The sequence below is a fragment of the Lysobacter capsici genome (genome assembly GCF_018732085.1).
GTDB lineage: Bacteria > Pseudomonadota > Gammaproteobacteria > Xanthomonadales > Xanthomonadaceae > Lysobacter > Lysobacter capsici_A.
Genome location: NZ_CP076103.1, coordinates 1,036,872 through 1,056,819, shown reverse-complemented (window position 1 = coordinate 1,056,819; position 19,948 = coordinate 1,036,872). Strand labels below are relative to the sequence as shown.

General features: G+C 67.3%; 16 protein-coding genes and 1 riboswitch. Of the genes, 13 read left to right on the top strand and 3 right to left on the bottom strand.

The window, feature by feature from the left end:
• Positions 1 to 126 precede the first annotated feature (126 nt).
• On the bottom strand, positions 127 to 807 hold the full coding sequence (locus KME82_RS04290; protein ID WP_215497426.1) for an ion channel: 681 nt from the start codon (positions 805 to 807) through the stop codon (positions 127 to 129).
• Positions 808 to 1,385: 578 nt separating this feature from the next.
• Positions 1,386 to 3,272: a phosphomethylpyrimidine synthase ThiC gene (gene thiC / locus KME82_RS04285; protein ID WP_215497425.1), complete on the bottom strand. Its 1,887-nt coding sequence runs from the start codon at positions 3,270 to 3,272 to the stop codon at positions 1,386 to 1,388.
• A 93-nt stretch (positions 3,273 to 3,365) separates the two neighbouring features.
• Positions 3,366 to 3,467, bottom strand: a riboswitch (TPP riboswitch).
• 94 nt (positions 3,468 to 3,561) lie between these two features.
• Between thiC and KME82_RS27010 the strand changes: the two genes are divergently transcribed.
• Together KME82_RS27010 and KME82_RS04280 are read left to right on the top strand one after the other, a co-directional pair.
• Positions 3,562 to 3,726, top strand: a complete 165-nt coding sequence (locus KME82_RS27010; RefSeq protein ID WP_430538793.1) for a DUF6053 domain-containing protein — start codon at positions 3,562 to 3,564, stop codon at positions 3,724 to 3,726.
• 130 nt (positions 3,727 to 3,856) lie between these two features.
• A complete protein-coding gene (locus KME82_RS04280) occupies positions 3,857 to 4,423 on the top strand; it encodes a hypothetical protein (RefSeq protein WP_252255624.1) in 567 nt (188 codons plus the stop codon).
• A gap of 24 nt (positions 4,424 to 4,447) precedes the next feature.
• Here KME82_RS04280 and KME82_RS04275 read toward each other — a convergent pair whose 3' ends face one another.
• Complete coding sequence (locus tag KME82_RS04275; RefSeq protein WP_215497423.1) at positions 4,448 to 5,584, bottom strand: M23 family metallopeptidase; 1,137 nt, start codon at positions 5,582 to 5,584, stop codon at positions 4,448 to 4,450.
• 471 nt (positions 5,585 to 6,055) lie between these two features.
• On the opposite strand from KME82_RS04275, the gene KME82_RS04270 reads away from it, so the two are divergent.
• The 11 genes from KME82_RS04270 (at position 6,056) to KME82_RS04220 (ending at position 19,948) form a co-directional block, all read left to right on the top strand.
• A complete protein-coding gene (locus tag KME82_RS04270) occupies positions 6,056 to 6,595 on the top strand; it encodes a YbhB/YbcL family Raf kinase inhibitor-like protein (protein WP_215497422.1) in 540 nt (179 codons plus the stop codon).
• 612 nt (positions 6,596 to 7,207) lie between these two features.
• A complete protein-coding gene (gene thrA / locus KME82_RS04265; protein ID WP_430538826.1) occupies positions 7,208 to 9,709 on the top strand; it encodes a bifunctional aspartate kinase/homoserine dehydrogenase I in 2,502 nt (833 codons plus the stop codon).
• Positions 9,706 to 10,689, top strand: coding sequence for a homoserine kinase (locus tag KME82_RS04260; RefSeq protein WP_215497420.1), 984 nt, complete (start codon positions 9,706 to 9,708; stop codon positions 10,687 to 10,689). The genes thrA and KME82_RS04260 overlap by 4 nt, the downstream gene beginning before the upstream one ends.
• A 336-nt stretch (positions 10,690 to 11,025) precedes the next feature.
• Positions 11,026 to 12,318, top strand: coding sequence for a threonine synthase (gene thrC / locus KME82_RS04255; RefSeq protein ID WP_215497419.1), 1,293 nt, complete (start codon positions 11,026 to 11,028; stop codon positions 12,316 to 12,318).
• A gap of 117 nt (positions 12,319 to 12,435) precedes the next feature.
• On the top strand, positions 12,436 to 13,434 hold the full coding sequence (locus tag KME82_RS04250; protein WP_215497418.1) for a DUF2268 domain-containing putative Zn-dependent protease: 999 nt from the start codon (positions 12,436 to 12,438) through the stop codon (positions 13,432 to 13,434).
• Positions 13,435 to 13,702: 268 nt separating this feature from the next.
• Complete coding sequence (locus KME82_RS04245; protein WP_215497417.1) at positions 13,703 to 13,870, top strand: hypothetical protein; 168 nt, start codon at positions 13,703 to 13,705, stop codon at positions 13,868 to 13,870.
• 146 nt (positions 13,871 to 14,016) lie between these two features.
• The gene (locus tag KME82_RS04240) at positions 14,017 to 15,753 is read left to right on the top strand and encodes a dihydroxy-acid dehydratase (RefSeq protein WP_215497416.1); all 1,737 of its coding nucleotides are present in this window, start codon (positions 14,017 to 14,019) and stop codon (positions 15,751 to 15,753) included.
• Between the two features lie 131 nt (positions 15,754 to 15,884).
• Positions 15,885 to 16,913 carry a ketol-acid reductoisomerase gene (gene ilvC / locus KME82_RS04235; protein ID WP_215497415.1) on the top strand — a complete coding sequence of 343 codons (1,029 nt, stop codon included), beginning with the start codon at positions 15,885 to 15,887 and terminating at the stop codon, positions 16,911 to 16,913.
• Complete coding sequence (gene ilvG, locus KME82_RS04230) at positions 16,913 to 18,679, top strand: acetolactate synthase 2 catalytic subunit (RefSeq protein ID WP_215497414.1); 1,767 nt, start codon at positions 16,913 to 16,915, stop codon at positions 18,677 to 18,679. The genes ilvC and ilvG overlap by 1 nt, the downstream gene beginning before the upstream one ends.
• The gene (locus tag KME82_RS04225; RefSeq protein WP_036111253.1) at positions 18,663 to 18,899 is read left to right on the top strand and encodes an ACT domain-containing protein; all 237 of its coding nucleotides are present in this window, start codon (positions 18,663 to 18,665) and stop codon (positions 18,897 to 18,899) included. Before ilvG ends, KME82_RS04225 begins: the two co-directional genes overlap by 17 nt.
• On the top strand, positions 18,890 to 19,948 hold the full coding sequence (locus KME82_RS04220; RefSeq protein WP_215497413.1) for an aminotransferase class IV: 1,059 nt from the start codon (positions 18,890 to 18,892) through the stop codon (positions 19,946 to 19,948). The genes KME82_RS04225 and KME82_RS04220 overlap by 10 nt, the downstream gene beginning before the upstream one ends.

Sequence of the window (19,948 nt, the reverse complement as noted above, 5' to 3'; positions counted from 1 at the left end):
CCGGCGGCCGGGCTCGGACCTGCCAGAACGTCGCGCGGACGGTTTCAGGCGCCAAAACGCCGAAACGTATCGTTCCAAAAGACTGTGCCACGGGTGTGTTTATCCGTAACAAACCCATGCATCGTTTCAGCGCCGTTCATGCCGCAGAATCGTCAGCCCGATCAAACGCGACACCACCGCGGCGATGTAGCCGACCCCGGCGAACTGCTCGAACATGGTCAGCACCCGCGCCGCCGGGCTCATCGGCAGGATGTCGCCCAGGCCGACCGCCGACAGGTTGGTGAAACTCAGGAACAGCAGCTCGATCCAGGTGCGCGGCTCGCCCGGCCGTTCGGCGCCGACGAAGCTGCCCGGATACCACGCCTGGCAGACCAGGAAGGCATAGGCGAACCCCCACGCCAACAGCGTGAACGTGGCGCCGGCCGCGAACAGTTCGTCGGCGGTGACCTTGTGATCGCTCATCATGTAGCCGATCAGGGCGAAGGCCGCATAGAAATACAGCGCCGCCTCCAGCGCCGAGGACAGGACCAACAGGCCGGGACTGGCGTAGACCACCGACAGGATCGACAGCGCGAACGCCGGCACCGCGATCAGCCAGGCGATCCACTTGATCGCCGGACTGCGATTGACCACCCACACCGCCAGCGCGAGCACCAGCACGCCGAACGCACCGAACACCACCCGCCCGCCGCCGGCCGGATCGAACAGCGGATACGCCAGCATGCTCAGCAACTGCGCCGCGAGCAGGAACGCGGACGGATGCCGGCGCGCGATGACGCGCCATTTGAGGGTGGCGTATTGGGTCATGAGGGGCGGCGGGGAGTGAGTGGAGAGGAGTGAGTGACGAGGAGTGAGTGGCGAGGAGTGAGTGGCGAGTAAAAGCGAGGCAAGCATGCCCTGCTTTGGGGCATTTCTCACTCCTCGATTTTCTCCGCTCGGTCCTTGCCCTTCGACTGCCCGGCCTGCCTTGATGACGAACAGGGGCACAGGTCGTCCCGCTCCGAAAAGCAAATCCCCCTCAATCCCCCTTTTTCAAAGGGGGAAGACAAGCGGCTTCGCGGGGGCATCGAGTCAAGGTTTGTGAGTTGGCGCCCGTGAGATCGACTCGGCGCTCGTGAGTTGGCACTCGTAAGACAACGATCAGCCGTGAGACAACGATCATCAGGCAACGATGACGAGCGACGTGATCAGCGTGATCCTCGCCCCCTGATGCCGCGCGACGCATCGCCTGTGTCCGCTATCCGCGCCGCAACCCGAAGCGCTTCCCCCTTTGAAAAAGGGGGATCGAGGGGGATTTGCTTTTTGCCGCACGCCCCGCCGCAAACAACCCGCAGGTATCAAACCTACAAGGCGCCACCACAAAGGCAGCGCCCGACCACAACCGCTCATGCCCGCCGATAAACCTCGGCACCCTGCGCCAAAAACTCCGCCGACTTCTCCGCCATGCCCTCGCTCAAGGCCGCGACCTCTTCCACGCCGTGCTCCTTGGCGTAATCGCGCACGTCCTGGGTGATCTTCATCGAACAGAAGTGCGGGCCGCACATCGAGCAGAAGTGGGCGACCTTGTGCGCGTCCTTCGGCAGGGTTTCGTCGTGGTACTCGCGAGCGCGTTCCGGGTCCAGGCCCAGGTTGAACTGGTCCTCCCAGCGGAACTCGAAACGCGCCTTGCTCATCGCGTTGTCGCGCGCCTGCGCGCCGGGATGGCCCTTGGCCAGATCGGCCGCGTGCGCGGCGATCTTGTACGCCATCAAACCTTCGCGCACATCCTCCTTGTTCGGCAGGCCCAAGTGCTCTTTCGGCGTCACGTAGCACAGCATCGCGGTGCCGAACCAACCGATCATCGCCGCGCCGATCGCGCTGGTGATGTGGTCGTAGCCCGGCGCGATGTCGGTGGTCAGTGGCCCCAGGGTGTAGAACGGCGCTTCGCCGCAGACCTCGAGCTGCTTGTCCATGTTCTCCTTGATCAACTGCATCGGCACGTGGCCGGGGCCTTCGATCATGGTCTGCACGTCGTGCTTCCAGGCGATCTTGGTCAGCTCGCCGAGGGTTTCGAGTTCACCGAACTGGGCCGCGTCGTTGGCGTCGGCGATCGAGCCCGGACGCAGGCCGTCGCCGAGCGAGAAGGCCACGTCGTAGGCCTTCATGATCTCGCAGATGTCTTCGAAGTGGGTGTAGAGGAAATTTTCCTTGTGGTGCGCCAGGCACCACTTGGCCAGGATCGAACCGCCGCGCGAAACGATACCGGTCACGCGCTTGGCGGTCAGCGGCACGTAGCGCAGCAGCACGCCGGCGTGGATGGTGAAGTAGTCCACGCCCTGCTCGGCCTGTTCGATCAAGGTGTCGCGGAAGATCTCCCAGGTCAGTTCCTCGGCGCGGCCGTCGACTTTTTCCAGCGCCTGATAGATCGGCACCGTGCCGATCGGCACCGGCGAATTGCGCAGGATCCATTCGCGGGTTTCGTGGATGTGCTTGCCGGTCGACAGGTCCATCACCGTGTCCGCGCCCCACCGGATCGACCACACCAGCTTCTCGACTTCCTCGGCGATGCCGGACGAAACGGCCGAGTTGCCGATGTTCGCGTTGACCTTGGTCAGGAAGTTGCGGCCGATGATCATCGGCTCGCTTTCGGGGTGGTTGATGTTGTTCGGGATGATCGCGCGGCCGCGCGCGACTTCGTCGCGGACAAACTCGGGGGTGATGATCTTCTGGATGTTGGCGCCGAAGCTCTGGCCCGGATGCTGGATGAGCAGATGCGCTTCGCGGATCGACTCCAGCCGCTGGTTCTCGCGGATCGCGATGTATTCCATTTCCGGAGTGACGATGCCGCGGCGCGCGTAGTGCATCTGGGTGACGTTGGCGCCGCCGATCGCGCGGCGCGGCAGCGGCCGGTTGCCGAAACGCACGTGCGCCAGCTTGGGATCGTGCTCGCGCTTGCGGCCGAATTCCGACGACAGCCCGCTCAGCGCTTCGGTGTCGCCGCGTTCGGCGATCCACGCCGCGCGCAGTGGCGCCAGCCCGGCGACCAGGTCGATGTTGGCGCCGGTCTGGGTGTAGACGCCCGAGGTGTCGTACACCGCCAGCGGCACGTTGTCTTCGCCGCCGAAGATGGTCGGCGTGCGCGCCAGTTCGATCTCGCGCATCGGCACCTGCAGATCCGGGCGCGAACCTTGCACGTGGATCTTGCGCGAGCCGGGAATCGGACGGGTCACGTCGGCCGACAGCTTCTCGGCTTGCTGAATCAGGTCTTGCTTGCTCGAGGGCACCGCATTCATTGGCATTCGTCCTGGTAAAAAACTCATGGCGCGGGGCTCATGAGTGCGCTCTGGCGAGCAGGGACGAAGCGGGCGGCGCACGGCCACGGCATGGCCGCGTCCGGCGAAGCTTCCCTACGGCGGTGTCAACCGCATCAGGTTCGAAGGGACTGTCTCAACCGCCGGCCCTGGGCCGCGGTACCCCCGCTTCAAGGCACATTAGACATGGAAACGGCCGTGGGCGCCAATTCGGACGCAACTCGCGGCGGCGCGCCGTCGGCCCGCCAGCGACGGAATCTCGAAATCTTTTGTGGGAGGGGCTGCAGCCCCGACGCCTTGCGTTCAGATCACCGCGACCCGGCCGAAAGGCGTCGGGGCTCAAGCCCCTCCCACAAAAGCCCCCGAGGCGGCGCGAATTCATCCGGTGCGATCACGCCGGCAAGCGCGTGGCTGTCACCGAAACCCGACACGCTAATCAGGATTGACCGCTCCGCATTGCCCGGCGCACATCGAACCGCTAGCGTGCCGGCATGACCCTCCGTCCGACCTCTGCGTTCATCGCATTCGCCATCGCCCTTACCTTCACGCTCGGGAGCTGCGCCACCATGAGTCCCCCACCGCTCGACCCACCCGCGCCGGGCACCGAAGCTACCGCCGCTCAGGGCGCACAACTCCTCGAACGTTTAAGGCCGTTATGCGGCAAGGCCTTCGCCGGCCGTATCGTCGCCGATACGCCGACGAATACCGACGATACCTTCCAAGGCCGCGAGTTGGTCATGCATGTGCGCGACTGCACGCAAGCAGACACCATTCGCGTCCCGTTCCACGTAGGCGACGACCACTCGCGCACTTGGGTGTTTCAACGCCTCTCCGGCGGCGCACGCCTCAAGCACGATCATCGCCACCGCGACGGCAGCCCCGATGCGATGACGATGTACGGCGGCGATCTGATCCTCGGCGAGCAGGCCGGCCGCTACGAATTCCCCGGCGACGACTACAGCAAGACCATGTTTCGCAATCTCGGCCGCGAGGTCTCGGTCGCGAACGTATGGGCGATCGAGATCGACGATCAGCGCTTCGTTTACGAACTCGCGCGCCCGGGCCGCTTGTTCCGGGTCGAATTCGACTTGACCCGGCCGGTGCCCGCGCCCCCGCCGCCGTGGGGCGACTGAGGACGCGGGCGATACGCACGGGCCTCAGTTCGGGCCGGGGTTGGTGTAGTAGCCGTAGCAGTAGTTCTGACCGTTCTTGGTCAGGTAGAACCGGCTGCAGTTGGTGTCGTAGCTGCTGCCGGTCGCGGTGATGCGATAGCCCGACAGGTAGGTGCCGTTGAGGTGGTAGAAGCTGCCGTTCTGCTTGAGCGACCAATGCTCGTGCGGACCGGTCGAGCTGCCGCCGTTGCACAGCGCCTGCGCCTGGGTGTTGGCCGGGTTGGCGATGGCGGTGTTCATCGACACGTTGGCGCCGGTGTTGTACTGGATGTTCATCAGGTGGTAGTAGGTCGTCGACCAGCCGCCGGTATGCACGACTTCGGCGAAGCACGAGGAATGGCGCTTGAACGAACCGGCCGCCGACGCCGACACCCAGGTGCCGTTCTGGTTGCTGCCCCAACCGCCGCCCAGCGACATGTCGAGCGAGGACATCGGGTAATTGCCCGAGCCGGTGTTGGTATGCGCGCCGCCGACGTGCCAGCGCGCGCCGCGCGGGAACGGGAACTGCAGCAGGCCGTTGGGCGACAGCGGCAGCACGTCCGGACCGGCCTTGGCGAAGCGGTCGGAGGTCGGCCGGGCCTGGCGCGGCTCGTTGAACAAACGGCCGTACACCAGCTGGAATTCGCCGTCGCCGCGCAGCTTGGCCGCCGGTTCGCTATCGCCGGAGCGTTCGAACAGCGCCTGCAGCGGATTGGCGCGGGCCAGCGTCACCGGCCCCTTGGCGCCGTCGGGATCGCGCTCGTACAACGACTCGCGCAGCGCCAGCGCGACTTCGCGGGTCTGCGCGCCGAAGCCGTCGGCGCGGGCAAGCTTGCCGAACGGACGGTTCGACGCGCGCTTGGCGCTGACCGCGCCGCTTTGCTGCTCCATCAACGCGATCAGCACTTTCGGGCTGATGCCGCTGTAGCCGGCCCAATGCGAGATCTCTTCCGAATGCTTGCGCAGATGCGGCGCATGCTTGGCCAGATAAGTGTCGGTGTCGAAGTCGAACATCTCGTCGTAGGAATAGACCAGATCCTCGCCCGACAACCCGCCGCGTTCCGCCGCTGCCGCCCCGCCGCAGATCGCGATCAGCACGCAACCCGCCAACAGCGTCGTTCTTGCTCCCGAAATCGCCTTCATTGCCTTGCTCCCGATGATTGAATGAGCGAGCGTCGCGCACCGCTCCGTATCGTCGGCGGACCGGCGTCGCGTGGTGGGTCGATCGTTCGCATCCGTCGCTCAGTGGTGATGCGAGCAGCGAAAACTCTGGAGGCCGGGGCATGCCGTGTCGCGCGACGCAGGTCCGTTCCGATGGTTTCAAGTGAGACTGTTTCTCCAGTTCTGACATCCTGTTGCAACATTCGCCGCGGAATGGAACCGATGACGCGGCAGCGCGCGAGTTCATCGAGTGGATAAACCACATGAATTCAGTATGAAATTCACGTATCGCGAATTCGTCGCGATGGGTTTCGGCGCATGCGCAGCGCACGTCGAACGCACGCGGCGTCGTCGCCATCGACCTGAACCGCGCGTTTGCCCGCCATAATCCGCCCGTCGCGCGCGGCCCGCGCGCGCTGCTTCCAACCACTCATTCCATCGGATCGGATCGCCATGAAATCGCTGTGCCGCCTTGTTCTGCCGCTGTCGCTGCTGTTGCTGTCGCCGCTCGTGCACGCCGCCGATTTCGTGCTGGAAAGCATCGACATCCACGAGGGCGATCGCATCAGCATCCGCCATGCCTACCCCGAACTGGGCTGCAAGGGCGGCAACCTCGCGCCGATGCTGATGTGGCGCAATCCGCCGGCCGGCACGCGCAGTTTCGCGGTCACCGTGCAGGACCTCGATGCGCCCGGCGGCAACGGCGCGTGGAACTGGATCGTGGTCAATCTGCCGGCGGGCACCACCGAGCTGAAAGAGGGCGCCGCCGCCCTGCCGCCCGGCGCGGTGCAGACCCGCAACGACTACGGCCGTCCCGGTTACGGCGGGCCGTGCTCGCTGCCGGGCAAGACCCATCGCTATGAGTTTTCGGTGTGGGCGCTCAAGAGCGACAAACTCAAGATCGATGCGAAGGCCAATGCCACGCTGGCGGCGTTCATGATCAAGGGCGATGCGCTGGGGCGGGCTACGATTACGGCTACGTACAGTCGCTAAGGGAACAGGCGATTGAGGAAATAGGCGAGGAGACCGCATGCGCGAAGCGATCGTGCGTGCGGCGATGGGGTCGGTTGATTGCGTCGTCAGCGAATTATCGCGGTCGCGGCTTGCGCCGCTCCTACAGGGGGCGACTGTAGGAGCGGCGCAAGCCGCGACCACGACACTACAAATACCGCATCGACAGGTTTCAGGTGTAACAACTACACCACGCACCACCGGCCGAACCCGCCGTCCGCCACATTCCCCTCGATTGCCTCTTGACGCGCCGCACAACGGCGGGTTATTGCTAGCCCATGCACCCCGCCTTCGCCATCGACCGCAACGCCTCGACCCAGCCCACCGGCTGGGGTTCGCGCGTAGCGTCGATGTCGATTACCACCACCGGTACCGGTACCACTCCCACAGGGGTGCGGACGGGCGTGTCCAGCTAACAGACCACGCCGCTCCGCACCCGACCAGGGTGCGGGCCGCTGGCCTCACCCGAGTCGGGACGCGGAGCTCCACCAGGAGCTTTCCATGTCGTCCGCACCGCACCAAGCCGCTTTCGATGCCCAGCCCGACGTGGTCGAGGCTGAGCCGTCCGAAGCCCAGGCAGACCTTTCCGCCGCACTGACGCCCGCCGCCGCGGCGGTCGCTCCGTTCGCATCCGCCGCCGCGCTGGCGCCGACGCGCCACGCCCACAAGTTCGGCGGCAGCAGCCTGGCCGATGCCGATCGCTACCGGGTCGCGGTCGGCCTGCTCGACGACGGCTCGCCGCATCGCATCGCCGTGGTCTCGGCGATGCAGGGCGTGACCGACGCCCTGGTCGCCCTGGTCGCGGCCGCCCGCGACGGCCAGGACTGGGCGCCGGCCTGGGCCGCGTTGCGCCGCCGTCATCTGGACACCGCCGATTCGCTCGACCCGCATCGCCGCCACGCCACCCGCGCCGTGCTGGAAGCCGAATTCGATGCCTTGCGCGGCGCGCTCGAGCGGGTCGCGGCGCAAGCCGACGAGCAATTCGCCGCCGCCCTGCCCGGTCTGGGCGAAGTGCTGTCGTCGCATCTGATGCTGGCCGCGGTCGGCGGCGACGCGGCCGGCTGGACCCGGCTCGACGCACGCGAAGTACTGGTCGTGCATCCCGGCGAAATGGGCGTAGGCGTTGACTGGACGCTGAGCCGCGAACGCCTGGACGCGTGGCGAAAACAGCACGCCGGCCGCAATGTGGTGATCACCGGTTTCGTCGCCCGCGACAGCCACGGCCGCGACACCACCCTGGGCCGCAACGGCAGCGATTACTCCGCGGCGATCTTCGCCAACCTGTTCGACGCCGACGCGCTGACCATCTGGACCGACGTCGACGGCGTGCTGTCGGCCGATCCGCGACTGGTGCCCGACGCGGTCTGCCTGCCGTCGATGTCGTATGCCGAAGCCTGCGAACTGGCGTATTTCGGCGCCAAGGTGCTGCATCCGCAGACGCTCGCGCCGGTGCAGCAACGCGGCATTCCGCTGCGCATCCGCAACACCCGCAACCCGCATTCGCCGGGCACGCTGATCAGCCTGCACTCGCAGGCCGACGGCGCGCCGGTCAAGGGCCTGAGCCTGGTCCACGATCTGGCCGTGCTGGAACTGGTCGGCAACGGCATGGTCGGCGTACCCGGCACCGCCGAGCGCCTGTTCGGCGCGCTGCGCGGCGCCGGCGTGTCGGTGACGATGATCTCGCAAGGTTCCTCCGAGCATTCGATCTGCTGCGCGGTGCGCGCCGATCAGGCGCAGCGCGGACGCGCCGCGATCCTGGCCGCGTTCGCCGATGCGATGGCCGACGGGCAAGCGCAGGACGTCACCATCACCCCCGACATCTGCGTGCTCGCCGCGGTCGGCGACGGCATGGTCGGCCTGCCCGGCGTCGCCGCGCAGTTGTTCGACGGCCTGGCCAAGGCGCGCATCAACCTGCGCGCGATCGCCCAGGGCGCGGGCGAACGCAACATCTCGGTGGCGATCGGCGCGCGCGACGCGACCCGCGCGCTGCGCGCGGCGCACTCGGCGTTCTGGCTGTCGCCGCAATGCATTTCGCTCGGCCTGATCGGACCGGGCAAGGTCGGGCGCGCACTGCTCGCGCAACTGGCCGCGGCGCAGCCGCGCTTCCAACGCGACTCGCGGCTCGACCTGCGCCTGCGCGCGATCGCCGACAGCCGCCGCATGCATCTGGCGCCGCGGGCGATGGCGTTTGACGAAGCCGGCGAACATTTCGCAACCGATGCCGAAACGCTGGACCTGCAACGCTTCGCCGAACACGTGCGCGCCGAGCACATCCCGCACGCGTTGATCGTCGATTGCAGCGGCAGCGACGCGGTCGCCGCGTACTACCCGCAATGGATCGCCGCCGGCATCCACATCGTCACCCCGAGCAAGCACGCCGGCGCGGGCCCGCTGGAACGCTACGAAGCGATCCGCGAAGCCTCGCGCAACGGCGGCCAGTTCCGCTACGAAGCCACCGTCGGCGCCGGCCTGCCGATCATCCAGACCTTGCGCTCGCTGCTCGACACCGGCGATGAGTTGACCGAGGTCGAAGGCATCCTGTCGGGCACGCTGGCGTGGCTGTTCAACCGCTACGACGGCCAGACCGCGTTTTCCGAACTGGTGCGCGAGGCGCATGCGCTGGGCTACACCGAACCCGATCCGCGCGACGATCTGTCCGGCACCGACGTCGCGCGCAAGCTGGTGATCCTGGCGCGCGAGGCCGGGCGTTCGCTGTCGCTGGACCAGATCGAGGTCGAAAGCCTGGTGCCCGAATCGCTGCGCGAGGTGTCGAAGGACGAATTCTTCGAACGCCTGCACGAACTCGACGCACCGCTGCAACAACGCTTCGACGCCGCGCGCGCGGCCGGACTGAGCCTGCGCTATCTGGCCCGCCTCGATCGCGACGGCCGCGCCAGCGTCGGCGTGGTCTCGCCGCCGCCGGGGCATGCGTCCTTGCACGGCGCGCTGACCGATAACCTGATCCAGTTCCGCACCCGCCGTTACGCGGATAATCCACTGGTGGTGCAGGGCCCCGGCGCGGGCCCGGATGTCACCGCCGCCGGCGTGTTCGGCGACCTGTTGACGATCGCGCAAACCCTCGGAGCTCGTGCATGAGCGCAGCCTCGCCCGCTTCACCCGCCCGTTCCGACGCCATCGCCAGCGACGCGCAGCAGGCGCGCGCGTTCGCGCCCGGCAGCGTCGGCAACATCGGCGTCGGGTTCGACGTGCTCGGCCATTCGATCGACGGGCCGCGCGATGTCGCCACGGTGCGGCGCATCGACGAACCGGTGGTGCGCATCCGCGCGATCCGCGGCGACGTGCCCGGCGCGGATTCGCTGCCGCTGGAGGCCGAACGCAACACCGCGGGCCAGGCCTTGATCAGTCTGCGCGCCAAGCTCGGGCTTGCGCATGGCTTCGAACTGGAGCTGGACAAGGGCATTCCGCTGGGTTCGGGGCTGGGCGGTTCTGCGGCCTCGTGCGTCGCGGCCTTGGTAGCGGCCAATGCCTTGCTCGCCAAGCCGCTGTCGCGCGATGCGCTGTACGAATTCGCGCTCGACGGCGAATCGGTGTCCAGCGGCAGCCGCCACGGCGACAACGTCGCGCCGATGCTGCTCGGCGGCGTGGTGATGGCGACCTCGACCCGGATGATTGCGTTGTCGGTGCCCGACTGGTTGTACGCGGTGGTGGTGCATCCCGATCAGGTCCTGGAAACGCGCCGCGCGCGCGCGGTGCTGGCCGATCCGTATCCGCTGTCGCTGGTGGTCAAGCAAAGCGCGCACCTGGCTCTGTTCCTGACCGGCCTGCAACGCGGCGACACCCAACTGCTGCGCGAAGGCCTGGTCGATCTGCTGGTCGAACCGCGCCGCGCGCCGCTGATTCCCGGGTTCGCCGCGGTCAAGGCCGCCGCGCTCGATCACGCCGCGCTCGGCGCGAGCATCTCCGGCGCCGGCCCGAGCTGCTTCGCCTGGTTCGCATCGAGGGCGCAGGCCAGCGTCGCCGCGCCGGCGATGCGCGCCGCGTTCGCCGATGCGGGCTTCGATTCGCGCGCTTATGTCACGGCGGTGAGCGGGCCGCGCGCGGATGTGATCGGTTGATGTGGGCGAGCGCGGTGGCTTTGGGGGGAAAGCAAATCCCCCCTAGCCCCCCTTTTTCAAAGGGGGGAACGGCTCTGCGCGCACTTGATGCCGCCCGCCCATCCAACGCGCCGCTCGACGCGCTCACTCGTATCTGCGCACCACCCCATCACCACGTCCCCACCTAACGCTTCCCCCCTTTGAAAAAGGGGGGCTAGGGGGGATTTGCTCTTAGCTCTTAGCTCTTAGCTCTTAGCTCTTAGCTCTTAGCTCTTAGCTCAGCTCCTCGCTCTTTGCTCCTAGCTCTTTGCTCCTAGCTCCAAGCCCCCCAACGCCGCCTCCCCCAAGAGACCGACCATGAACTTCCTCAGCACCTGCGGACGAACGCCGCCCACCGCCATCGACGCGGCGCTGTCGGCCGGCCTCGCGCCCGACGGCGGCCTGTACATCCCCGAGTACCTCCCGACGCTGACGCAACCGCTCGACACCACGTCGCTGGCCGACACCGCGCATGCCGTGCTCGCGCCTTATTTCGAACACTCCGCACTGAAGCCGAACCTCGCCGAGATCTGCGCGCGCGCGTATTCGTTCGACGCCCCGCTGCGCCCGCTCGCGCGCGCCGACGACTGGCTGCTGGAGCTGTTCCACGGCCCCACGGCCGCGTTCAAGGACTATGCCGCGCGCTTCCTGGCCGAGGCGCTGAGCGGACTGAAAGCGCACAGCGAGGCGCCCACCACCATCTTGGTCGCCACCTCCGGCGACACCGGCGCCGCGGTCGCCGCCGCGTTCCATCGCCGCCCGGGCTTCAACGTGGTCATTCTCTATCCCGACGGTCGGGTCTCGCCGCGCCAGGCGCACGGCCTGGGCTGCTGGGGCGACAACGTGCAGGCGCTGCGCGTCGACGGCGATTTCGACGCCTGCCAGCGCCTGGCCAAGCAGGCCTTGTCGGACGAAGACCTGCGCGCGCGACGCCCGCTGAGCTCGGCCAACAGCATCAGCCTGGGCCGTCTGCTGCCGCAGGCGGCCTACTACGCCCACGCGGCATCGCATCACTACGCGCAGCGCGGCGAACCGCTCAACTTCATCATCCCCACCGGCAACCTCGGCAACACCTGCGCCGCGCTGGTGGCCAAGCGCATGGGCCTGCCGATCGGCGAGATCCGTCTGGCGACCAACGCCAACGACACGTTGCCGCGCTACTTCGCCGGCGCCGACTACGCCGCCCAGCCGACCCGCGCCACCCTCGCCAACGCGATGGACGTGGGCGCGCCGAGCAACTTCGAACGCCTGCGCCACTGGCATCGCGACGATGCGCAACTGCGCGCGGCGATTCATGCCGACGGCGTCGACGACGCCACCATCGTCGAAACCATCCGCGCCGCGCCGCAACGCCACGGCATCGTGCCCTGCCCGCACACCGCGACCGGCCTGCACGTGCTGGAAACGCTGCGTGTTCAAGGCGACGAACGCCCGTGGGCGGTGGTCGCCACCGCGCATCCGGCCAAGTTCGACAGCATCGTCGAGCCGCTGGTCGGGCACGCGGTCGACCCGCCGCCGGCGTTGGCGCAGTCGTTGGCGCGGCCGGCCTCGGCCGAAGCGATGGCGGCCGACTATGCGGCGTTGCGCGAACGGCTGCTGGCCCATCCCTGAGTCGAAGCCCCTGCGTCGATGGCCGGACGCGTCGCCGCGATCCCGTCGCCGGCTAAACCCAATGCCGGCTCGACGCATCCAATGCAGCCATCCACCGTCCCGACGTTGACAGGCCGCATGACCATCCCGCGTTCGCTGAGCCTTGCGCTGATCGTTTTCCTGCTTTCCGGCGCCGCCGTAGCGGCGCCGGCCAGCGAGACGATTCATCGACCGACCGTGTCTTCCACCGACATCGACCATTTCTGGGACGCCTACGACGAGGCGCTCACCACCGACGACCCGGCGCGGCAGGTGCAGATCCTGCAACGCCGCTACATCGACCGGGGCACCGCCGGGTTGAAAGCCTTCATGGCGGTGAAAGGCTACACCGCGCAATCGTATGTCGACGCCATCCGCGCCTATCCGCGTTACTGGACCTCGGTCCGGCCGCACACCCTGCGCGCGCGCTCGGCGATCGCCGAACTGGAACCGGAACTGCGCAAGTTCCAGACCCTGTATCCGCGCTTGCGGCCGGCCGCCATCTACATCGCGATCGGAGCGCTGAAGTCCAGCGGCACCACCCAGGACGACAAGGTGCTGATAGGCGCCGAACTCGCCACCGGCGACGACAGCGTCGATACCTCGGACATGCCGCCCAAGATGCGCGACTGGCTCGCCACCTACTTCCGCAGCCGACCGTTCGAGACCATGAGCTTGCTGGCCATGCACGAGTTCGTGCATACGCAACAGCGCGGCCCCGGCAGCACCTTGCTGGGTCAAGCCTTGTACGAAGGCGTCGCCGACTTCGTCGCCGAACGGGTCACCGGCCGCAAGCCGCAGCTGCCGTACGTCGAGTACGGCCCGGCCAACGAGACCGCGATCAAGGCCGCGTTCGTCCAGCAGATGGACGGCGAAAACACCGACGGCTGGCTGTACAACGACACCGACAACGCCTTCAAGGTGCGCGACCTGGGGTATTACGTCGGCTATGCGATCTGCGATGCGTACTACCGCAAGGCCGCCGACAAGACGGCCGCGATCGCAGGGATGATCGAGCTGGAGTTCACCGATCCCAAGGCGGTCAAGGCATTCGTGGACAGCTCGGCTTACTTCGCCCCGGCACGCGGCGGGGATTGAATTGAGCCGCGACGGCCAGGCGCTCGCCCCGTCGGCGCCGGAGCACGGGCGCCGGGGCGACGTCGATTCGCGTCGGCCTCGAACGGGCCCTCGCGCATCCACACCGGTCGGCTCGATGCCCAAGGCCACCGGGCGGTTCCGATCGACTGGGACCCCGACCGCCGTCAGCGATCGGGGTCGTGAAGCCGGCGCGACCGGCGCCACGGTTCGCGATGGTTTTTCCAGAAACTATTGACAAGCCCCAAACGGGCATGGTCTTCTCGACCCCATGACGCAGCGCAACAACCACCGCAAGCCCACTTCGCTCCAGGCCGCCCAGGCCTCGAACGCGGCGCTGCGCGCATCGCTGCTCAAGGCCGCACCCGCGATCGCCACGATTATTCTCGTCCTCGTACTTATTACCGGGCTTACCAGCGCGGGAGTCGGGTTCGTGTAGAAAACCACACAACCCAAGGTCGAAAGAACCTGAACCCCGCGCCCCAAAGGCGCGGGGTTTTTCGTTTTACGGCCCTGGGTTCCTGAAAACACCGCACGCGGACGTGCGGGCACTGCGAAGGATTCGCAGCAAAGGAATCGCCGTTCGTGAGAAGCAACGCCATCAAGCAAGGCCCGGCCCGAGCCCCTGCGCGCGCGATGCTGCGCGCCACGGGCCTCGACGACGCGGCCATCGCCAGACCGCTGGTCGCCGTCGTCCACACCTGGTCGGACGTGTCGCCGTGCAACATCACCCTGCGCGACCTGGCCCAGCACGTGCGCCGCGGCGTGCATGACGGCGGCGGCACGCCGATCGAGTTCAACACCATCGCCGTCACCGACGGCATCGCGATGGGCACCGACGGCATGCGCGCGTCGCTGGCCTCGCGCGAAACCATCGCCGATTCGATCGAACTGGCGGTGTCCGGCCACTGCCTGGACGCGATGGTGCTGCTGGTCGGCTGCGACAAGACCATCCCGGCCGCGGCGATGGCGGCGGCGCGCCTGGATATCCCGACCGTGATCCTCTACGGCGGCACGATCATGCCGGGCCATTGCCCGTCGAAGAAAGGCGCCAGCGACGACAAGCCGCTGACCGTGCAGGACGTGTTCGAAGCGGTCGGCGCGCATTCGGCCGGACGCATCGACGACGCCGAACTGCACCGCATCGAATCGCACGCCTGCCCCGGCGCCGGCGCCTGCGGCGGCCAGTTCACCGCCAACACCATGGCGATGGTGCTGACCTTCCTGGGCCTGTCGCCGCTGGGCTACAACGACATTCCCGCGATCCACGACGACAAGCCCGAAGCCGCGCGCCTGTGCGGCGAGCTGGTGATGCAGCAACTGCGCAACGGCGGCCCGACCCCGCGCACGCTGCTGACGCCGGCCTCGCTGCGCAACGCCGCGCGCGCGGTCTCGGCCACCGCCGGTTCGACCAACGCCGCGCTGCATCTGCTGGCGATCGCGCACGAAGCCGGCGTCGCCTTCGACCTGGAAGAATTCGAAGCCGCCGCGCACACGCCGGTGATCGCCGACCTGAAACCCGGCGGACGCTATACCGCCGCGGAAATGTTCGAATTCGGCGGCGCGGCGCTGGTGGCGCGCGAGCTGAAGACGGCCGGTCTGATCGAGGATATCGCCACGGTCACCGGCCGTTCCTTTTTCGCCGAGCTGTCCGAAGCGGTGATGGCCGACGAACAGGACGTGGTGCGTCCGGTCGCCGATCCGCTCAAGCCGCGCGGCGGCTATTCGATCATCTACGGCAACCTCGCGCCGGAAGGCTGCATCCTCAAGCTGGCCGGCCACGGCCGCGAACATTTCGAAGGCCCGGCACGCGTGTTCGATTCGGAAGAAGCCGCGTTCGCCGCGGTGCAGGCGCGACAGATCCACGCTGGCGACATCGTGGTGATCCGCTTCGAAGGTCCGACCGGTGGGCCGGGCATGCGCGAAATGTTGGCGGTGACCGCGGCATTGGTGGGCCAGGGTCTGAGCAACGACGTGGCCTTGATCACCGACGGCCGTTTCAGCGGCGCGACTCATGGCTTCATGGTCGGCCACATCTCGCCGGAAGCCGCGCACGGCGGCCCGATCGCACGTCTGCGCGAGGGCGACCGGGTCAGCATCGACGTCGCCACGCGCACCTTGAACGTCGCCGCTGATTTGTCCACGCGCGAACCGGCGCGCATCGCGCCGCGCGTGACCACCGGCGTGCTGGCCAAGTACGCGCGCTTGGTCGGTTCGGCCTCGCAGGGCGCGGTCACCGCGCCCGGCCCGCTGCAATCGCCGCCGGCGAAAAAGATCGACGCCACGTTGATCGAAGAACCTGCCCTGGCAGGAGCGGCGTAAGCCGCGACCGCGAGGCCGCCCGACATTACGAAACTTCAAGCATCCCTCTCATCTGCAACAACGAATCGCGGCTCACGCCGCTCCTACATCCCGCCAGCATCGAACCGCAACCTCCTCCAGAGACCATCGACATGACCGCTACCACCTTCCATCCCAAGATCGCCGTCGTCGGCTACGGCAGCCAGGGCCGCGCGCACGCGCTCAACCTTCGCGATTCGGGTTTCGACGTCACCGTCGGCCTGCGTCCGGGCGGCCCGACCGAACTCAAGGCCAAGGCCGACGGCTTCACCGTCAAGACCCCGGCCGAAGCGGTCGCGGAAGCTGAACTGGTCGCGGTGCTGACGCCCGACATGGTCCAGCCGCAGCTGTACCGCGATGTCATCGAACCCAACATCAAGCAAGGCGCCTGCCTGCTGTTCGCGCACGGCTTCAACGTGCATTACGGCCAGATCACCCCGCGCGCCGATCTCGATGTCGTACTGGTCGCGCCGAAAGGCCCGGGCGCGCTGGTGCGCCGCGAATACGAGATCGGCCGCGGCGTGCCGAGCGTCTATGCCGTGCATCAGGACCAGACCGGCCGCGCCGAGGAATTCGCCCTGACCTACTGCGGCGGCATCGGCGGTGCGCGTCAGAACGCGATCAAGACCACGTTCAAGGAAGAAACCGAGACCGATCTGTTCGGCGAGCAGGCGGTGCTGTGCGGCGGCGCGACCAAGCTGGTCCAGGCCGGTTGGGAAACCCTGGTCGAAGCCGGTTATCAGCCGGAAGTCGCCTACTACGAATGCCTGCACGAACTCAAGCTGATCGTCGACCTGTTCTACGAGGGCGGCGTGACCCGCATGCACGAGTTCATCAGCGAGACCGCGCAGTACGGCGCGCTGACCCGCGGCACCTACATCGTCGACGATCACACCAAGGCGCAGATGCGCAAAGTGCTGACCGAAATCCAGGACGGCACCTTCGCCAGGCAGTGGATCGCCGAATACGCCGCCGGCAACGCCAACTACAAGGCGCTCAAGCAAGGCGACCTGGAGCATCCGATCGAAGCGGTCGGCAAGAAGCTGCGCGCCAACATGAAGTGGCTGGACAACGCGCCGAAAGCGCAGACCGCAGCCGCTCCCGCCGCCACCCAGGGCGAACGACAAGAAGAGGCTGCGTGATGAACGGTGCCCGCTGGCTGGTGCAAGCACTGGCCGCAGAAGGGGTGGACGTGCTGTTCGGTTATCCGGGCGGCACGATCATGCCTTTCTACGATGCCCTGCATGGTTCGGACCTGAAACACATCCTGGTCCGTCACGAGCAAGGCGCGGCTTTCGCGGCGAACGGCTACGCCCGTGCCAGCGGGCGAGTCGGGGTGTGCGTAGCGACTTCCGGACCCGGTGCCTCCAACCTGGTCACCGGCATCGCCGATGCGATGCTGGACTCGGTGCCGATGGTGGCGATCACCGGGCAGGTCGCGACCTCGCTCATGGGCACCGACGCGTTCCAGGAACTGGACGTGTTCGGCATGACCATGCCGATCGTCAAGCACAGCTTCCTCGCGCGCAGCGTCGATGAGTTGCCGCGCATCGTCGGCGAAGCGTTTCGCCTAGCGCGTTCGGGCCGCCCCGGTCCGGTGCTGATCGATCTGCCGAAGGACGTGCAGAACCAGGACGCCTCGCATTTGGCCGCGCACGTCCCGCTGCCGACCGACGCGGTCGCGTTCGCGCCCGACGCGGCCTATCACGAAGCCGCGGCCTTGATCGCGCATGCGAAGAAGCCGCTGATCTACGGCGGCGGCGGCATTTCGCTGGGCGATGCAGTCGAATCGTTCCGCGCCTTCGTCGAGGGCAGTCAGATCCCGTCGGTGCTGACCTTGAAGGGGCTGGGCGCGCTGCCGGCCGAGCACGCCCTGAACCTGGGCATGCTCGGCATGCACGGCAACCGCGCGGCGAATCTGTCGGTGCAGGAATGCGATCTGCTGATCGTGGTCGGCGCGCGTTTCGACGATCGCGCCACCGGCAAGCTGGCCGAGTTCGCACCGAACGCGCGGGTGGTCCACATGGATCTGGACGCCTGCGAGATCGGCAAGCTGCGTTACGCCGATGCCGCGGTGCAGGGCGACCTGCGCCGTTCGCTGGATGCGCTGACTCCGCCGGTCACCGCGCAACTTCAGGCCCGCAACGGCGGCGCGCGCCGCGCCTGGCGCGACACCTGTCTGCAACGCAAGCGCGACTGCGCGCCGCGTTACGACGCGCCCGGCGAAACCGTGTACGCGCCGGCGCTGCTGCGGCGCCTGTCGGAACTGGCGCCGGACGCCATCGTCTCGTGCGATGTCGGCCAGCATCAGATGTGGGTGGCGCAACACTGGCAATTCAACGACCCGCGCAAGCATCTGACCAGCGGCGCGCTGGGCGCGATGGGTTTCGGCGTTCCCGCCGCGCTGGGTGCGCAACTCGCCTTGCACCAGCCCGACGGCGACAACGCGCCGGTGATCTGCGTCAGCGGCGACGGCTCGTTCCTGATGAACGTGCAGGAGCTGGCGACGATCGCGCGCTACCGCCTGCCGGTGAAGATCGTACTGCTCGACAACCAGGCCCTGGGCATGGTCCGGCAGTGGCAGGAACTGTTCTTCGAACGCCGCTATTCCGAAGTCGATCTGTCCGACAACCCGGACTTCTGCGCATTGGCCGCCGCGTTCGGGGTTAAGGCGATGTATGTCGACCGCGCCGACTCGGTCGAGGAAGCGCTGCACTACATGCTGCAAACGCCAGGTCCCGTGCTGCTGCATGTCGCCATCGACCAGGCCGCCAACGTCTGGCCGCTGGTTCCGCCGAATCACAACAACGCGCAGATGCTCGACCCGGAAGCGGGCGACGCCGACGCGATCACGAGTCTCACGCCACCCACCGCCGAAAAGGAGGACGCCCATGCGATACCAGCTTGAACTGACCCTGCGCCAGGCCGAAGGCGCGCTGGCTCGCGTACTGGGCGCCGCCGAACGCCGCGGTTTCCGTCCCCTGTCGGTGGACGGCGAAGCGCAACCCGACGGCGATCGCTGGCATCTGCGCATGACGGTGGAAGGCGATCGCGCCGACACCGCGTTGCAGAGCCAGCTCGCCAAGCTTTACGACTGTCTTGCCGTTGAGGTTTCTCCATGCAGCTGACCACTGAAACGCTTGAACAAGCGGCGGCGACGCCGACCCAACATGCCGGGCTGGCGGCCGCGGCGGTGCGGGAACGTAGTTATGCGCCGGCGCGTAGCGAACGCGGTGAAACATCCGAGAATCACGACTCGACCGCATCTGGTCGTTCTAAGTCCTACGATCGTGGTGAAGTCCCGATTGCGGTTGATCCTCCGCTGGTGTGGTTCGACGGTCACTTCATCGCCGGCGACGCCCCCGAAGCCCCACTGACCACCCACGCCATGCATTACGGCACCGCGGTGTTCGAAGGCATCCGCAGCTACGCCACCGCCGACGGCGGCGCGGCGGTGTTCCGCCTGCCCGAGCACATGCAGCGCATGCGCAAGGGCGCGGACATGTTCGGCATCGACTTCGACATCGAACGCGCCAGCCAGGCCACGCTCGCCACGCTGCGCGCCAACGGCCACCGCGACGCCTACATCCGTCCGCTGACCTGGATGGGCACCGGCACCATCGGCCTGGACGTCGATCCGCTGACCCAGCACCTGATGATCGCGACTCTGGCCAAGGTCGTGCATCTGGGCGGCGCGCGCACCCGCCTGACCGTGTCGCCGTGGAAGCGCAACCCGGCCACCTCGATGCCGCCGCTCAAGCTCAGCGGCGCCTACGTCAATTCGATCCTGGCCAAGCGCGAAGCCAAGCAACGCGGTTTCGACGAAGCGCTGTTCACCGACGACAAGGGCTTCGTGGTCGAATGCACCGGCGCCAACGTGTTCATGGTCAAGAACTCGGTGATCACCTCGGTCGATCATCGCGATGCGCTGCCCGGCATCACCCGCGACACCATGATCGAACTGTCGGGAGCCGAATCGCGCGAAGTCACGCTGCACGAACTGCTGGATGCGGATGAAGTGTTCGTCTGCGGCACCGCCGCCGAAGCCACCGCGATCGCGGTGCTGGACCGCCGCGAATTCGGCGACAACCCGGTCACCCGCGAGCTGGCCGCGCTGTACGCGCGCGTGGTGCGCGGACAGGAAAGCCAGTACGCCTCCTGGCTGACTCCGGTCTGA

Coding starts and splice junctions, on each gene's coding strand:
- thiC (WP_215497425.1), bottom strand. CDS start 3,272: ATGAATGCGGTGCCCTCGAGCAAGCAAGACCTGATTCAGCAAGCCGAG.
- KME82_RS04245 (WP_215497417.1), top strand. CDS start 13,703: ATGACGCAGCGCAACAACCACCGCAAGCCCACTTCGCTCCAGGCCGCC.
- thrC (WP_215497419.1), top strand. CDS start 11,026: ATGAACTTCCTCAGCACCTGCGGACGAACGCCGCCCACCGCCATCGAC.
- KME82_RS04290 (WP_215497426.1), bottom strand. CDS start 807: ATGACCCAATACGCCACCCTCAAATGGCGCGTCATCGCGCGCCGGCAT.
- KME82_RS04225 (WP_036111253.1), top strand. CDS start 18,663: ATGCGATACCAGCTTGAACTGACCCTGCGCCAGGCCGAAGGCGCGCTG.
- ilvG (WP_215497414.1), top strand. CDS start 16,913: ATGAACGGTGCCCGCTGGCTGGTGCAAGCACTGGCCGCAGAAGGGGTG.
- KME82_RS04220 (WP_215497413.1), top strand. CDS start 18,890: ATGCAGCTGACCACTGAAACGCTTGAACAAGCGGCGGCGACGCCGACC.
- KME82_RS04275 (WP_215497423.1), bottom strand. CDS start 5,584: ATGAAGGCGATTTCGGGAGCAAGAACGACGCTGTTGGCGGGTTGCGTG.
- KME82_RS04270 (WP_215497422.1), top strand. CDS start 6,056: ATGAAATCGCTGTGCCGCCTTGTTCTGCCGCTGTCGCTGCTGTTGCTG.
- KME82_RS04250 (WP_215497418.1), top strand. CDS start 12,436: ATGACCATCCCGCGTTCGCTGAGCCTTGCGCTGATCGTTTTCCTGCTT.
- KME82_RS04260 (WP_215497420.1), top strand. CDS start 9,706: ATGAGCGCAGCCTCGCCCGCTTCACCCGCCCGTTCCGACGCCATCGCC.
- ilvC (WP_215497415.1), top strand. CDS start 15,885: ATGACCGCTACCACCTTCCATCCCAAGATCGCCGTCGTCGGCTACGGC.
- KME82_RS04280 (WP_252255624.1), top strand. CDS start 3,857: ATGAGTCCCCCACCGCTCGACCCACCCGCGCCGGGCACCGAAGCTACC.